9 protein-coding genes are annotated in these 15,972 nt (G+C 58.5%); 5 read left to right on the top strand and 4 right to left on the bottom strand.

Going from position 1 to position 15,972, the window contains the following annotated elements; translation table 11 throughout:
- The first annotated feature begins 693 nt into the window (after window positions 1-693).
- From HPT29_RS25875 to HPT29_RS25850, 5 genes are all read left to right on the top strand, one after another.
- Window positions 694-1,758 (top strand): GlxA family transcriptional regulator, encoded by a 1,065-nt coding sequence (locus HPT29_RS25875; RefSeq protein WP_259061049.1) that lies wholly within the window; start codon window positions 694-696, stop codon window positions 1,756-1,758.
- 971 nt (window positions 1,759-2,729) lie between these two features.
- Entirely contained in the window at window positions 2,730-4,154 is a 1,425-nt protein-coding gene (locus HPT29_RS25870; RefSeq protein ID WP_173945138.1) for a cytochrome ubiquinol oxidase subunit I, read from the top strand.
- Window positions 4,155-4,157: 3 nt separating this feature from the next.
- Entirely contained in the window at window positions 4,158-5,165 is a 1,008-nt protein-coding gene (gene cydB, locus HPT29_RS25865; protein WP_173945139.1) for a cytochrome d ubiquinol oxidase subunit II, read from the top strand.
- A 756-nt stretch (window positions 5,166-5,921) separates the two neighbouring features.
- Window positions 5,922-7,346 (top strand): multicopper oxidase family protein, encoded by a 1,425-nt coding sequence (locus HPT29_RS25860; RefSeq protein WP_173945140.1) that lies wholly within the window; start codon window positions 5,922-5,924, stop codon window positions 7,344-7,346.
- Between the two features lie 794 nt (window positions 7,347-8,140).
- Window positions 8,141-8,515, top strand: coding sequence for a hypothetical protein (locus HPT29_RS25850; RefSeq protein WP_259061047.1), 375 nt, complete (start codon window positions 8,141-8,143; stop codon window positions 8,513-8,515).
- Between the two features lie 657 nt (window positions 8,516-9,172).
- Here HPT29_RS25850 and HPT29_RS25845 read toward each other — a convergent pair.
- The 4 genes from HPT29_RS25845 to HPT29_RS25830 form a co-directional block, all read right to left on the bottom strand.
- On the bottom strand, window positions 9,173-10,480 hold the full coding sequence (locus HPT29_RS25845; RefSeq protein WP_173945142.1) for an adenylate/guanylate cyclase domain-containing protein: 1,308 nt from the start codon (window positions 10,478-10,480) through the stop codon (window positions 9,173-9,175).
- Between the two features lie 478 nt (window positions 10,481-10,958).
- The gene (locus tag HPT29_RS25840) at window positions 10,959-12,083 is read right to left on the bottom strand and encodes a branched-chain amino acid ABC transporter substrate-binding protein (RefSeq protein WP_173945143.1); all 1,125 of its coding nucleotides are present in this window, start codon (window positions 12,081-12,083) and stop codon (window positions 10,959-10,961) included.
- Between the two features lie 284 nt (window positions 12,084-12,367).
- Complete coding sequence (locus HPT29_RS25835) at window positions 12,368-13,093, bottom strand: alpha/beta hydrolase (protein WP_173945144.1); 726 nt, start codon at window positions 13,091-13,093, stop codon at window positions 12,368-12,370.
- 479 nt (window positions 13,094-13,572) lie between these two features.
- Window positions 13,573-14,372, bottom strand: a protein-coding gene (locus tag HPT29_RS25830) for an IS5 family transposase (protein WP_259061044.1) whose coding sequence is annotated in 2 segments (ribosomal slippage) — window positions 13,573-14,039 and window positions 14,039-14,372 — 801 coding nt in all. Because the reading frame shifts where the segments join, the coding sequence is not laid out codon by codon here.
- Window positions 14,373-15,972 lie beyond the last annotated feature (1,600 nt).

The raw sequence follows: 15,972 nt of genomic DNA, 5'->3' as shown, positions 1-15,972 counted from the left end.
ATGCACACAGGATGCGGTCTCCCTGCCCGACATGCTCGGCGTGAGGTGCTCCGTCCACCTGACACATGGGACCTCCAAAGGATTAGGCAGGTAGCGCGGATCGCTCTTATTTTCCATGACGCGAATCCGTACTTCGGCGATTGCTGTGCCACATCCAGCCTTGTGCCAACTGGGCTGTGACCGACGGTAGCCTTATCAGTAATCATGCTTATTCCATGTACCGCTAGTGCCCTTGAATGTGATCGTTATAAGTCTTTGAGCCTGCGCGATCCGTACTTTTGGCCTTTTGACTGCTTAGCCTCATAATGAGTTGAAAGGATCAATCCGCGGCGGACCTGCGATCTCCGGTCGAGTGCTTTTGAGCTCGTCCAGTGGCAAAGTAGAGGTGTCAGCTCCTTCCAACAAAACAGACCGCTGCGAGCTTTGAATCGCCTGGCCTGCATCGTAGCATCTCAAGCAATGGTGTGTTCATGACTATGTCATTTGCGCGGATATGCTTCCGCTATTGAATCACTTTGATCCGTTGGTGTATTCCGCCACTTTGTCGGAACCTAAGGAAGGAGGTTAGGCTTGCAGGGGCAAAGTGAGTCGGGTCTTCTTTATGGCGATTGCCGGTTGTGCGAGCAACACCGCCGAGCCGGCTCATCAGGACAACACCCCAGCATTTAGTGACAACAACCGTTGAGAGCATCAATGTCGGTTCAGAGACTTGGAATCGTGATCCAGGAGGGCGTTCAGGCGCTGGACGTGGCCGGCCCGGTCGACGTGTTTGCCGAGACCAACGCCTATATCCCGGCCGCCGATCGCTACGAGACCGTTCTGATCGGCCCGCGTCGTGCACCGCTGCGGGCGTCCAACAACATTCAGATCGTTGCCGATGTGGGCCTTGAGGAGGCCACCGGACCCTTTGATGTTCTGCTGGTCGCCGGAAGCCACGCACTGCCCTATGTAGCGCCGGATCCACAGCTGGTCGCCTGGCTGCGTCAAGCCCCGGAGCAGGCAGGTCTCTATGGCTCGATCTGTACGGGAGCCTTCGCGCTCGGCCATGCCGGGCTGCTCGATGGGCACCGGGTGACCACCCATTGGCAGGTGGCCCAAAAGCTCGCCGCGCAGTTCCCAGCTGCGATCGTCGAGCCGGACCTCATTTATGTCCGTGACGGTCGGCTTGTCACGTCGGCCGGCGTCACTGCGGGGATTGACCTGGCTCTTGCGCTGGTCAGCCAGCAGCACGGGCCGGGTGTGGCCGTGGCGGTCGCCAAACGGCTGGTGGTGGTGGCGCAGCGCCAGGGCGGGCAGTCACAGTTCAGCCCGTATCTCACGGCGCCGGCTGACCCGGCCTCGCCGATTGCCCGGATCCAGGATTATGTGATGACGCACATCGGCAGCCGTCACTCGCTTGCGTCCTTGGCGGCTGTTGTCGGGATGAGCGCCCGCAACCTGGCCCGTCACTTTGTGCAGGAAACCGGGGTTACACCGCACGAGTTCGTCGAGCGCGCCCGGATCGATGCCGCCCGGATGCTGCTCGAGGGCAGTGACCGCCCGCTCAAGGCAGTGGCGCATGACTGCGGCTTCGGTACGGCCGACCGGATGCGGCTCGTTTTCCAGCAGCGGCTGGGCGTGTCGCCGGCCCAGTACCGCGCCAGCTTCCGCCACTCCGACGCGAATGGCACCGCAGCGTCAAGGTACAAAGGACCTATCGAGGACGTGGAGGCCCCGGAGTCAGCGCGACGTCCGGGGCCTCGCCTGCGATCGGGATGAGATCTTTGCGGAGGATCCCTTCACAAGCATGGATCATCTCCTGGGGGAATGGGAGGAATGATCCGTGCGAATAATGCAGCCGCTTCGTCGCAATGTCAGCCTGCGAGAACTCACAGGCGCGGTTTCCATCGATTCTGCGGAGGAATCGCGCATTATAGCAGCGAGACCGATATGGGAGAGCGGTGGCGCCCCGGCAAGGCGTCGTAATGTTCTTCACGGGAGCCCCGTGACAGATAGACTTGGGCCCCTAAAGAAACCGCGATGATCAACACCACCTTATGTTACTCCACTTCGGTGAAGATCATTAGCAGGGCAGCCATGGCAGATGGGAATCTCGAAGCCACTTGGCGCCGGGGCGTTACCCAAGCTTGAAATTTAGGTAGGTTATTCAGCATAAAACCTATCTGCAACGACAATGGTGTGAAGGCAGAGCTTCGAGCTGATGATAGCGTGAGGGTGGTCCCTCACAAACATCAGGATAGGGCGCACAGTGTGAAGCACTACGCTGGACCGGACGGCTCTCAAAGGGACCGCAATCTGCCTTGTGGACGAGATGGGATTTATCTGCCGTGAGATGCAGACGCCCAGCCATCCCCACTCTAACTCGTTCAAAGAGCACCGCACGATTGTTCAATCCGGAGCACGTTTTGCACAGACTGTTACCTTCACAACAAGCACAATGAATGAACTTGTAAATTGTTGTCTTCCTGATCCCATGGAGTTTCTGAGCAGCGAGGCTCTGCGGTTTATCGGTATGGAACGAGTGCCGCTGAACGTGATGGTCAGACACTTATCCACAGCTGGATGTTTGCTGCCCTCCCTAAAGCGGCCTGCCAGAGAGAGCTATCATGACGGTAAAGGCGATCGCTTTCATTCTTGGGATCATCGCTCCGCTTGGGGTGGTGAGCTGGGTGGTGTTCTTTCACTGATTGAAAGTAGGACCGCCGCGAAGCCCGCAAGGACAAGTGAAAATGTTCGACCCGTTCGACGCGCTGCTGCTGGCGCGCTTCCAGTTTGCCTTCACAGTCTCCTTCCACTTCATTTTTCCCTCCTTCTCCATCGGGCTGGCGAGCTACCTCGCCGTGCTGGAGGGGCTGTGGCTGTGGACCGGGCGCGAGGTCTACCTCAATCTGTTCAAGTACTGGCTCAAGATCTTCGCCCTCGCCTTTGCCATGGGCGTGGTGTCGGGCATCGTCATGTCCTATCAGTTCGGCACCAACTGGTCGGTGTTCTCCGACAAGGCCGGGCCTGTCATCGGTCCGCTCATGGCCTATGAGGTCATGACCGCCTTCTTCCTGGAGGCGGGCTTCCTCGGCATCATGCTGTTCGGCATGGGTCGCGTTGGCCGAAAGCTGCATTTCGCTGCGACACTTGCGGTCGCCATCGGCACGTTTATCTCCGCGTTCTGGATTCTCTCCGCCAATTCCTGGATGCAGACGCCCGTCGGCTACGGCATCAACGAGGCCGGCCAGTTCGTGCCGCAGGATTGGTGGGCGATCGTCTTCAACCCATCCTTTCCCTACCGCCTCGTTCACACGGTGCTCGCCGCCTACCTCACGACGGCCCTCGTGGTCGGCGCCGTCGGCGCCTGGCATCTCTTGCGCGAGCGCACCAACAAGGGCGCCCGGGTGATGTTCTCGATGGCGATGGGCATGGTGGCGTTGGTCGCTCCGCTTCAGATCCTCGTGGGCGACATGCATGGCCTCAACACCCTCGAGCATCAGCCCGCCAAGGTCATGGCGATGGAAGGTCACTTCGAGAGCCACCCGGACGGCGCTCCCCTGATCCTGTTCGGCATTCCCGACCAGGAGGCCGGCACGGTCCGCAACGCCATCCAGATCCCGAAGGCCTCGTCGCTGATCCTCAAGCACGACCTGAACGCGCCTCTGAATGGCCTCGACACGGTCGACCGCGCCAACTGGCCCTATGTGCCCGTGGTGTTCTGGTCGTTCCGCATCATGGTGGGTCTCGGCTTCGCGATGCTCGCTCTTGGATTGCTCAGCCTCCTGGCCCGGTGGCGCGGCAAGCTCTACGAGTGGCGCCCGCTGCACGGGATGGCGTTGGCCATGGGTCCCGCGGGCTTCGTCGCCGTGATCGCCGGCTGGGTGACGACGGAAGTGGGTCGGCAGCCCTTCACCGTCTACGGCCTGCTCAAGACGGCGGCGTCGGCTTCGCCGCTGGAGGCCCCTGCCGTGGCCGCCTCGCTGCTGACCTTCATCATCGTCTACTTCATCGTGTTCGGGGCGGGCACCGGCTACATCCTCAAGCTTATGGGCAAGCCCCCGCATCCGGGCGAGACCGGACCCGAGGCCGGCCCGGACCATCCCATCCGCACCGCCGGCATCACCCCGGCTCCGGCAGTCGACCCCGCCCGCACCCTCGGCGTGGAGGCCTGAGCCATGCTTCCCGTCCTCGATCTCCCCACCCTCTGGGCCTTCGTCATCGCATTCGCGGTCTTCGCCTATGTGGTGATGGACGGCTTCGATCTCGGCATCGGCATTCTCTTCCCGTTCTTCGCCCCCGGGCCGGAGCGGGACAGCGCCATGAATTCGGTCGCGCCGGTCTGGGACGGCAACGAGACCTGGCTCGTGCTCGGCGGCGGCGGCCTGATGGCGGCCTTCCCGCTGGCCTACGCCATCATCCTGCCGGCCCTTTATGCCCCGATCATTGCCATGGTGCTGGCGCTGATCTTCCGCGGCGTCGCCTTCGAGTTCCGATGGCGCGATCCCGGCCACCGCCGCTACTGGGACTTCGCCTTCACCACGGGCTCGGTCGTGGCGACGCTGGCGCAGGGCATCACGCTCGGTGCCCTGCTCCAAGGAATCGCGGTTGAGGGACGCTCCTATGCCGGCGGCTGGTGGGACTGGCTCACGCCGTTCAGCCTGTTGGTCGGCGTCAGCCTCGTCATCGGCTATGCCCTGCTCGGCGCGACCTGGCTCATCATGAAGACCGAGGGCATGGTCCAGATCCACAGCTACCGCCTCGCCGGCAAGCTCGCCATCGGGCTGATCGCGTGCATCGGGCTCGTCAGCGCGGCAACGCCGTTCCTGAGCGGGGCCTACTACGAACGCTGGTTCGCTTGGCCGCAGGTCCTGGTCACCGCCCAGGTGCCGCTGCTCGTCGGCCTCTGCGCCGGAGCGCTGCTGGTGAGTTTGGTACGCCGCTGGGAATACTGGCCGTTCCTGCTGACGTTAGGGCTCTTCGCCCTCTGCCTTGTCGGGTTAGGTATCAGCATGTTTCCGCACGTGGTGCCAAATGCCGTCACCATCCACGAGGCCGCGGCCCCTCATGCCAGCCTTCTGTTCATGCTGGTCGGCGCAAGTGTGCTGATCCCGATCATTCTCGCCTATAGCGGATATGCATACTGGGTGTTCCGCGGCAAGACAGGACACGAGGGATATCACTGATGACCAACGAACTCGAACACGATTCAGTCCTTAGGCGGTGGCTGTGGTTAGTCGGGCTCTGGGCCACAGGCGTTGGCACGACGGGAGCTGTCAGCCTCGCCATCAAGGTCTGGCTGACCTGACACTCGGATCGGCTCCAATCTTGTGAGGCGGCACATTGCGCTGCTCGGAAGGTCCACACGCTTCATAGAGGCTGTATAATCTCCACAGATCCCATAGCTAGTTGGCACGGGCGCTGATTAAGGGATTAGTCTAGCCGATGAGACTGTAAAGCCATAGCGTGAGTGCAGAACAGGTGGGTGCTGAGCGTGCCTGTCGATAATGCAAGCGTACACCAGCTTCCCCGCCTCAGGCTTGGTCTGAGGGTTTGGCCACAAGGTGATCTCCAGCGGGCCAACTGCGTTTGAGGCCGCGGCCCTCCGTTTGGCACTGTGGTTGGTCGCGTATGCCAACACACGAACCGAGCTGTCGCAGCCGGTGCGCTCCCGCCGCTTTTCTTGTGACGAGCACAGCCATGACGGTTCGTGACTCTGAGCGTCGTGAGGGAGTGGTGATCAAGGTGCTTCGAACCAGCAGACCAGACAACCCCAACTCTGTGAAATTTGGCAGCGGCGTGCGCAGGGCTCATGGGATACCATCGAGATATAGGACGGTCCCTAGTCCCAGCGGGATTATCAGGAGAGCCGTCAAGTTATCCTTGCCTCCACCCCGACGGTACGTCTGCAAGGCGCGCGATCGAATGGAAAGACGGGAACCATGGTGCACGACTTCATTCCTGGTAGACGGAGGTTCCTTGAATCGGCAGGTAAGGCAGGGCTCGCCTTAGCGGGAGGCGCTATGACTCCTGCGGCCCTCGGTCCCGCGAGTCGCGCAAATGCAAGGACGAAAATACCGCAAGAGGCGGAACATACCATCCGGATTGCGCCCATTTCGCATGAGATTGCGCCTGGGAAGGTCATAAGGACGACGGCCTATAACGGGTCCGTGCCCGGTGCGGTGCTTAGGCTGCAGGAGGGCCAGCCGGCGAGGATTAAAGTCGTCAACGAGTCCGGCTATCCCAACCTAATCCACTGGCATGGGCTTCACCTGCCGCCTGAGCAAGACGGCACGGCTGAGGAAGGATCACCGATCATCCAACCTGGGAAGTCGCTGACCTATGCCTTCACGCCTAAGCCTGCGGGTACCCGATGGTATCACAGTCATGCCATGGCCATGACGGACCTGTCCAAGAGCACCTATTCCGGTGAGTACGGCTTCCTGATCGTGGATCCTGCCGCAGGCGACCCCGGCCGCTACGATCTAGAGGTCATGCTGGCTTCTCACACATGGTCAGGTGAGTGGGTCAGCATTCAGGACATGCACTATGGTCCGCCGCCGGACAACGGCCTAGAGGTGATGTACCACGCCGCGACGCTCGGTGAGCGGATGCTCGGACACGGCGAGCCTGTCCGTGTAAGGCAGGGCGAGCGTGTCCTCTTTCGCATTCTTAATGCAAATGCCAGCATGAGCTTATCACTCGCGCTGCCCGGCCACCGCTTCCAAGTCATTGCACTTGATGGAAATCCGGTGCCAACACGAGCTTCTGTCGAAGTGCTCAAACTCGACGTTGGCGAGCGGGCCGACGCCGTCGTTGTGATGAACAATCCCGGCGTTTGGGTGCTCGGATCAACCCATGATGACGACCGCAACATGGGAATGGGAATCATTGTCGAGTACGCAGATCGACGTGGCGAGCCGCAATGGATCAGCCCTCAAAACGCAGCGTGGAACTACGCCGCTTTCGCGCGCGATGACACAGCACCGTCTCCGAACGAAACGATTAGCTTGAGGTTCGAGAAGATTCCCGGCGGACGCGGTGGCTACAACCGTTGGTTGATCAATGGCAAGTCATGGCCTTACACCGATCCGCTGTTCACCGTCAAAGAGGATCAACGCTACCGTCTCGTCCTAGACAATTACAGCGGCGACGAACATCCGGTGCATTTGCACAGGCACACATTCGAGGTGACGAAGGTTGGCGGCGCAGCCGTGTCAGGTCTGATGAAGGATACGATCAGCATGCCACGCTTCTCTCAAGCAGAAATCGATTTTATCGCCGATAATCCCGGTCCAACATTCTTCCATTGCCATCACCAGGACCATATGGACGAGGGTTTTGCCGGATTGATTACGTATCTATGAAGGGATGCTGGACAGGACTACGGCCTGTTAGCGCTTAATGCAGTCGAAAGTAGCGGCGGGGCAAAGCACGCCGAGGAAGCATTGGAAGGTCCTTTCGTAACGGGTAGCAACGGTTCTCCACTCCTTGCGCCCGGCCCAGAGCCGCTCGACGACATTGTGGTTGTTGTAACTCCAGTCCGGGCAGACGGGCTTGCGGGCGTCGCAAAACCCGAGTCTGGGTCAGCCTCACATGCGGGACTAGGCTCCGTCTGGCGCTTGTCCGTCGGTCTCCTGTTGCCGTCCAGTGCGGTGTGCTGCCCGTCGCTCCCGGCATGCTCATTTCGCGAGCGTCCTCGCTTCCAACCCATCCCGGCGCACAGTGACTAACCATCTCTAAGACCTGACCTGCGCCGTCCTCGCGACGGCACCCTCTTCAAATCCTACGCGTACGAGGCCCTCGCCACCTTGATAGCTCAAAACAGAGTTATTTACTGCGAGCTTGCTTGGGAAAGGGTACGCCTTCGATCAGGACCTGTGATTTGTCACAGGTGGCGCAAGTCCTCGCAACGCAATTATCTTTGACACGTATTGAACCACGAGGGGTGGCTCTCTGCGCTGAGACAACCCTCTGTTCACGGAGAGGTCTCATGGCCGTGCACAGTACATTCATTGCATCGGTGTCTGTTGTGATCGTATCCTCGGTCGTTGTCCCAACTATTACAGCGGCAAGTGGCGTCTCGCCGCGGCCCATACCACCAGTTACCGCTCAGGACGTTAGGCGCCACTCTGGGTTAGGCGATGGCAGGGAACGGACCATGATCATACCTGTAGCAGGCCGCAACCGAAGGGAGCTGGGCGTGCCGAAGCTCGATATCTCCTCGACGTGCCATGCTGCTTCTAACCTCCAGTTGAGCGATGGCGAGAACTACGACAGCTGCATGCAAGATGAGCTAAAAACGCGAGATCAGCTCGTCAAGAATTGGAATAGCTACTCGCGCGAAATTCGCGAACGTTGCACGGAAGAAGCTACGAATGGCGGCAATCCGAGTTACGTGGATCTGTTCGAGTGTAGCGAGATGGCAAATTGGGCATCGCACGTAAACTCAAAAGGCGACATCCCAAACACGACGTCATCCCAATCAACAGGCGCAACCAATAGGAAAGCTGCAGAGCCCCGAATGGACAAGTGATACAAGACACTCCATTTGCCGTAGAGGTTGCTCGGATTCAGAGTAGGAACGATCGCGATCCAATCCTGATCGTCGCTCTCGATGCTCATCACCGCTTGAACCGAGGATCTATGAAGCCCGTTCTGGTATCCTGGCGACTCTCGGTCCTGCTATCAGGCAGTGTCGTGGCGTTGAAGGAAAGTTTAGAAGAGAGCAGTATCCAGGCTATTAAATCGAAAATCGCGCCGTTCATAAAAATCACCTTGATCTTAATTCTCCTCGGGAGGACCGTGCTCGCCATGCAGCTGTCGTCCAGCGGATCTTCCGAAAGCCCTAGGATAGCTGCATACCGCCAATGTAGGCATTAGCTCATACTCCTACTGAGGTGAAAGCGCCCAAGAACACCAGCTGGAGACCTGTCGCTGTGTGCCACAACGAGCCGATCCCCTTTAAGGTATTATATAATTTCCAGCCATACAGACTGTCCTGACCGAAAGCTGAGCTAGCCAACTTCGAAGAGCATTGGCAATCATCTCCGCCACTTTGATACAAAACGTTTCTCACATGCGTCCCTGCTCGGCGGAACCATCGAACAGAATCTCAAGCACGCGGAGGCCACGGTTCGTCACGCGGCCCACAGGGTTGGACACGCCTAATTTCGTTTGTGGCAAGTGGCCTCTACGTGTGTCCCAACTCTGCTCGCCCACGGTAGGCGAAGACCCCAACAAGGGCGTCACGCCCTCGCAGGCGCTTGGCGCCAAGCGCATGCCACTCAACCGCCATTTCCTCGCCCGCACGCTCTAATGCTTCGTGAGACGCTATCAGCGATTCGTCGTGCTGCTTCGCAAGAGCCTCTAAACGGGCGGCCACGTTGACCGCGTCGCCCACGACCGTGAACTCTAGGCGAGACTCATCCCCGACCACACCGCTGAAACATCTGCCTGCGTGGACACCAACAACCACAGACAGCGGAGACGGAGCATCCCCGTCATGGTTCCACTCGTCTATCGACCGCACGAGGCGTTTCGCGCAAGCTAGCGCTCTCTGGCCGTCGTCTGGTCTCGGGTCGGGCACCCCGAAGACGACCAAAGCGCCGTCGCCGGCGAACTTCTCAATCAGTCCACCATATTGCTCGACCGCTCGGGTAATCCGCGTGCGGAAGCGTGTAAGGAAATCTCCTATCCCATCCGGGGACATACGCTCGGTGATGCCCGTTGAGTCACGCAGATCTACGAAGAGCACTGAGCAATCGCAGGTAGTGCCTTGGCGCAGGCGTGACTCTGGGCGGGTCAGCTCCGCTACGATCTGAGCCGGCAGGAAGCGCGTCAGCATCATCCGCTCGCGTTGTTCCTTGAGAGCCCGCACCAGCAAGCGTCGCCCCCGGAAGACGACCAGGGCCAAGCAGAAGCCAACCAAGGTAATGAAACCGAGGCGGACTAGGTTGGGCTCCATGTCTGCAAGCCGCCCAACCTCGGGTAGGGGTGGTGGTGCGTAGACCGCTGTGCCAGCCCAAAACGCGACTGCCAGCCCTCCAGTGACATACAGAATCGAAGCCGTCGCAACAATCGACGCACGATAGCGCAATGCGTTAAATGCAAGTATGAGTGGGCCCGCCCAGGCTGATGTGACAAGGAACAGATAGTTCCCAGGAAGTTCGCTTCTGTGAACGCCCTCCACGAGGGACGCAACCACCACGCTCAGATCGAGGAGCGCGAACAACCAACCGAGCGGCGGCCAATAAAGATTGAATCTAATAAGGAGCAGCGCGCTTACCGACGTGAAGGTGAACCCGCTAATAGCAATGAAGGAGGTCACGTGGGGGCGGCCACCCGGATCTGCTAGCCGAATAGGAACTATCGTGCTGCTAATGACGATCAGAAGCAGGAGCATGACAGCGACGGTGAGCCGAAGCGCGGCAATGGCCCACTCAGCGCGGATCTCCGCTTGGTAGATCAATCGATCCGCAGCATCGTCGCTCGTGTGCATGTGTATGGATGGGCCCTGCGCGGCACGGCCGGGAGGCAGTGTGATCCGTGATAGGCAACGAAGCCAACACGTTGGAAGGAGCCGTTTCATATATGCAGAGACTCCGCTAGAGCGGACCAGTATGCGATGCGCAAGGACGCCCAGGGTTACATGAAGCAGCTCATCGGCAGGCTGAGAGCCACAAGGCTTAGACCACGGCCCTCAACCGACAATCGTTTTGACACACTGCTACGAGCGTTAACGGAATGAGCAAGCCCAACCCATTGTGCTGCCTGAGCCGCAGGTTACCAAATGCGGCTCAGCCTGCTTGATAACGGATCTCGTAACGTACATAGGCTGGGCAGCGGGCCCAGAACTGGTCCACTCACTCTTATGACGACAGGAGCGCACCGAAGCATCTATACCGCAGGTACGACACCTGTAACCTCAGCATGTGGAGCTCGCCGACCAGCTTTCGAGGTACTGAGTATACACCGTATCAGAAGGTGATCTCGTTACCGGTGTAGTCCACGCGCCCGTCTGAGCCCTTCTTCCACTCATAAACGATGTAGTCCGGGCGAGTGATGTCGCCTTTCCTGTCAAAAGACAGATCACCTATAACGGTGGGGAACGATTCTCCGGATCGCATAACATCTGCGACCCTCTTTCCCTCAAACGTTGCGGCCCGTCTTGCAGCCGCTGCATAGACCTGAACCGCAGCGTATGCATACAAGGTGTACGCTTCTGGCTCGAACTGACGCGCCTTAAACCGGCGCACTACCTCTGCCGCCGACGGGTACCGCCTCGGATCTGGCGAGAACGTCATCAGCGTACCCTCTGCCCCTGGGCCTGCAATGGACACAAACTCAGCTGAGATGATGCCGTCTCCGCCCATCAGCCGCGCGTTAAGAACCTGATCGCGCATCTGCCGTATGATGAGACCAGCCTCCGTGTAAAGACCTCCAAAGTATATAACATCAATCGAGGCCTGCTTTAATTTTGATACCAAGGCCGAGTAGTCCTTCTCGCCAGGATTGATCCCCTCATAGAGGACTTCAGTGAGACCGTTCGAGTTCATCGCCTTTTTCGTCTCATCTGCAATGCCTTTGCCGTACGGTGATTTGTCGTGCACAACAGCGACACGCCTGTGACTGTAGCGATAGGCCAGATACTTCCCTGCAACAGAACCCTGCTGGTCATCACGTCCGCAGGTCCGGAATGTGTTCCAAAGCTTCCTTTCTGTGAATTGGGGATTCGTGGATCCCGGTGTAATCTGCAGTACTTCCGCCTCCTCGTATATCGTGGAAGCGGGGATTGACACGCCTGAGTTAAAATGACCGATGACGGCTTTGACACCTTCTGTGACAAGCTTGTTAGCAACAGAGACACCTTGCTTCGGATCTGATCCATCATCCGCAGCGATCAACTCCAGCTTCTGTCCGTTTATACCACCGGAGGAATTAATATCCTCAATGGCTAGTTCGGCACCATTGCGGATTTGGGTACCGAAGGAGGCGCTTGATCCGGTGATTGGAACCGCGACGCCGAGTTTGACCTGGGCCTGAGCAAGTGCAGGCATCAGAAGCCCAAACGCGAGTATTCCCGCCTTGATAAGCATTTGCATTTGATTTCCTTTTATATGCAGTAACGAGGTAATCTGGCGCTCAATCCGAGGAAATTCGGAGGTCTGCTGTGTGACCTCAATCGGATGACGCATAGATCGCGGGGGCAGCACACCCCATCCAACAACAGCTAGTACTCAAGCGACCTATCGAAGGCCTTGCATGGGCTTTGCTCGCCACTCCGGAGTTCCTCCGCTCGTGTGCGGGGCTCGCCAAGATGTCACAGCTTGGCCATCGTCCAACCTTTCCTGAAGTATCTAGTTGAATGCCGACACAGACGTCTAGTCTAGTCGCGTCCAGCCTCGATAATTGCTCTGGCAATCCTGTCCGGATGTGTGAAGCCTATTTCATGCGAACCTGGTATCTGGACGAGGCGAAAAAGCCCGAGCTTTTCGGAGAGCCTCGGATGCCATGGGTAGCTATGTGAGGCTACAGTATCCTCTGTGCAGTTAATATAGGACTTCCCAACATTCATATCGGCCGGATTCGTCGATAGCCGGATCTTGTCTCTAAAGGTCTGCATCGGCTGCGGATTGAGCATTTTGTAGGCCTTCTGCGCTGTCTCAAGGTCGCCATCGTTAATGAAGGCTTCACGAAAGAGTGGAAACGGCAGCATGACGGATCCATCAACCCGTTCCGCCGCCAAAGCCTCGATGGCGGCGACTACCTGTGGCGAAGTCATATCCTGGATGGACTCGCCATCATTGGGAACGTAAGCGTTCCAATAAGCAAGACGCCTTATTCGATGCGGTGAACGATCAGCCACTCCCGTAATTATCATTCCGCCGGAGCTGTGCCCAACGAGTATTATGTCCTCACTGGCAGTCTCCTCAAGGTACTGGACAATCGACTCTATCGCTTCAGACAAGCCAACCATTTTAGAGTCATGAGGACCATTGCCTTTGACTGTAGGGGTGTGGACATCATGTCCGATAGCCTGAATATGAGAGGCCACACCTTGGAGGTCAGCACCTGCGTGCCAAGCCCCGTGTACAAGCACGTAGTTTGCCATGCACTTCACCTTTGTTCATGATTGATGGTTGTTGCCCGCCAAATTAGTCCAATTGCGATCCAGGCGGTAAAAATGAAGGGTCAGAGATCAATGTTACTCTTACTCCCATCGCCTGGTAGGTGAACTCATTAACGTCGTTCCACCGCCAGCTGTTTGGGGATACGCGTGCCGAGACCGTATGGCGGTCCTATGATAATCGCTCCCTTCCTGCTGCTCTCGGACTCTAGCTGTCACGTCGCAGACTGCGCCTCAGGACTTCGTTTGGGAACGGAGGGCGTTCAGCCAAGCCGGCAATAAGCGAGCAGAAGGTCATCCGCCTCGAAACTTGAAGCCTTTCTGACGTCATCGGCTTGATCTGGCAATGCCGGAGAAGGTGTCATTCAGGACAACGGAACGTCGATTCGTGACAACATGGGCTGAGCCCATCATCTTAGCTGGCGTCTCGCAAGGGATGTGACCCGACGCTGGACTAAGAGCGCCTAACAAAACCGTCTGCATTGGTTGAAGCAGATGAGAGCACATCCAAGCGTGGTGAAGGCGAGATGGATGTCCTCGCGACGCTCATAGCGAATGGTAAGCCGCCAGAAGCGGTTGAGCCACGCCAATGTGCGCTCCACTACCCACCGGTAGCGTCCCAATCGTTCGCTGACGTCCACACCGCGGCGGGCAATCCGAGGCGTGATGGAGCGCTGGCGGCACTCGGAGCGGCAGCGGCGATGATCATAGGCTTTGTCGGCATGCAGTTTGTCAGGCCTGCACCTGGGACGACCACGCCCATGGCGCACCGGCGGCACGGCATCAAGCGTGGGGGCGAGCATCAGGCTGTCGTGCCGGTTAGCCCCACTCAGGCTCAGGCCGAGTGGCGTGCCCTCCCGGTCGACCACAACATGGCGCTTCGTGCCCGGTTTGCCGCGATCCGTCGGGTTCGGGCCGGTGGCAGCGCCCCCTTTTTAGCTGCGATGGACGAGGAGTCGAGCGCGGCCCTGCTCCAGTCGAGCTTATCGGCATCGGCTAGGCGCTCGAGCAGGGTGCGATGCAGGCGCATCCACACGCCGGCAGCATGCCAGTCACGCAATCGGCGCCAGCACGTCATGCCCGAGCAGCCGATCTCAGAAGGCAGCATCTCCCACGGGATGCCGGAGCGCAGGACAAAGAGGATGCCAGCCAGGGCCGCTCGGTTATCGACCCGTGGTCTTCCACCTCTGGGCTTGGCTGGCTCCGGCGGCAGGAGCGGCTCAATGGCCGCCCACAGGGCTTTTGAGACAAGAGGTTTGGCCATGCTAAACCAACGCACTCACGCCAGTTTTATTAGGCGCTCTAAGACTGCCTGACTTAGACATCCGGCTGGCGATGTAAGCGCAGTCATGTGCAGTGGCAATCGGTTTCTGTCGCGGACTACCACATGGCGTAAGGCTCAACGAAGTGCGGAGCCACTATCGGCTAGGGCGTGTGGTCGCTTGCCCCGATTGGGGCGGCTTACGTCTTGCTGCTCCGAGATGAGGAGGAGCAATGCTCAGCGACAGACGGTGAGCCCTGCTGGGGCTCCTGATCGAGGCGTGTAGGCCGGAACGCAGGACTTCACCGCAGGACCTACGGCGCACCGTCTCGGCGACCCTCCGGCGGCGCCACAACGGAGCCAAGGGCGGTCTGTTCCCGAGAAGTTGAGCCGCTGGAGGCGCGCCCGCCAGACCTTCATCCGCTGCGTTAGGGCGGCCCGGGGGAGCGCCTGCTGTCCCTGGTACAGGAGTATGCGATTAAACTCGGGATTGTGCTCCTCGATGATACGAGCCTGTGGGCCCACCTGAAGTCGGCCGGGGCTTGCCGAAGGACTCATGGCAGCTATGGCACCAACTCTTTCGTGACCGCGGTCAGGTCGAGTCGTGCCATGAACGCCATTCTCACGAAGGCTCCGACCAACTGCTTCTTGCCTTAAGCGTTGCGGCATCACTGACGTTTTCGCGGCCGCACTGGGGATACGAGAACTGCCAGTCAATGCAGGCGCATACCCGGTGGAGTAAGTGGGAAGCCTTTGGAAATGAAGGCATGAGACACAACGCAGGACATGAGCACCCACCTAGTATCCGCCTGCGCCGTCCGCTAGGCACTCGCCTGACTTCGGTATTCTAGCAACTTCCTATCAGAAATACTCGGACTGGCTCTAATAGCGGACACTTGCTCAATACCTGCAGAGACTGTCCTTAGTAAAACGGGATGGCCCGCACGCCAAAGCCACATCTACAGCGCGTCGGTACGACGCCAAAGCGACGATTGCCCTTGCTCTAGGAGAAAGTAGATGGCGAAGGCTACCCTTGTGTTCCTATGCTGGCTTCTGCGCGCCAGGGTTCTCGGTACCATACGCTTTTTGAATGAGGCTGCAGGCGCAGCGTTTCAACGAGTATTTTTCGGATCAATTAAGGCGTCCCCGGAGGAATAGATCTTCTGAACGTCGGCTTTTCTAGGACAGGCAATCGGCTGGCGGAGCGATATCCGGTGTGGTCGTCGACGGTTGGATTCTCACTGCTCCCGGCAGCTGGACTCAGTATGATCACATTGCTGAACAACCGTCGACTGACAATACTCACAGAGCGACGTTGCCTCAGATATTTGCCATCCTGATTATGATACCGCTCGGACATCTTCGCCATTCCTTGTCCGGGCAGTGAAAGGATTCGCATAATTCTAGCGTTCATTAATTGTCCGCTGCCTTGCTTCTATCTTTAGATCGGCATGAGCAATGTGCGGCCTGGAATAGGAGAACGACCGTGAAAGTCCCTATCACCTTAACTGCTACTTGCGCTATCCTGTCGTTCGCGCTCGCAAATACTCTATACTTGTCAGACAGCATGGCAGAAACGCTCATATCCAAATCCGATCAACCT

It is taken from the genome of Microvirga terrae, assembly GCF_013307435.2.
GTDB classification, from domain to species: Bacteria; Pseudomonadota; Alphaproteobacteria; order Rhizobiales; family Beijerinckiaceae; genus Microvirga; species Microvirga terrae.
Note: the sequence above shows the minus strand (reverse complement) of the source record. Positions and strands in the feature narration are given on the sequence as shown.

Coding starts and splice junctions, on each gene's coding strand:
- cydB (WP_173945139.1), top strand. CDS start 4,158: ATGCTTCCCGTCCTCGATCTCCCCACCCTCTGGGCCTTCGTCATCGCA.
- HPT29_RS25875 (WP_259061049.1), top strand. CDS start 694: ATGTCGGTTCAGAGACTTGGAATCGTGATCCAGGAGGGCGTTCAGGCG.
- HPT29_RS25850 (WP_259061047.1), top strand. CDS start 8,141: ATGATCATACCTGTAGCAGGCCGCAACCGAAGGGAGCTGGGCGTGCCG.
- HPT29_RS25860 (WP_173945140.1), top strand. CDS start 5,922: ATGGTGCACGACTTCATTCCTGGTAGACGGAGGTTCCTTGAATCGGCA.
- HPT29_RS25835 (WP_173945144.1), bottom strand. CDS start 13,093: ATGGCAAACTACGTGCTTGTACACGGGGCTTGGCACGCAGGTGCTGAC.
- HPT29_RS25870 (WP_173945138.1), top strand. CDS start 2,730: ATGTTCGACCCGTTCGACGCGCTGCTGCTGGCGCGCTTCCAGTTTGCC.
- HPT29_RS25845 (WP_173945142.1), bottom strand. CDS start 10,480: ATGCACACGAGCGACGATGCTGCGGATCGATTGATCTACCAAGCGGAG.
- HPT29_RS25840 (WP_173945143.1), bottom strand. CDS start 12,083: ATGCAAATGCTTATCAAGGCGGGAATACTCGCGTTTGGGCTTCTGATG.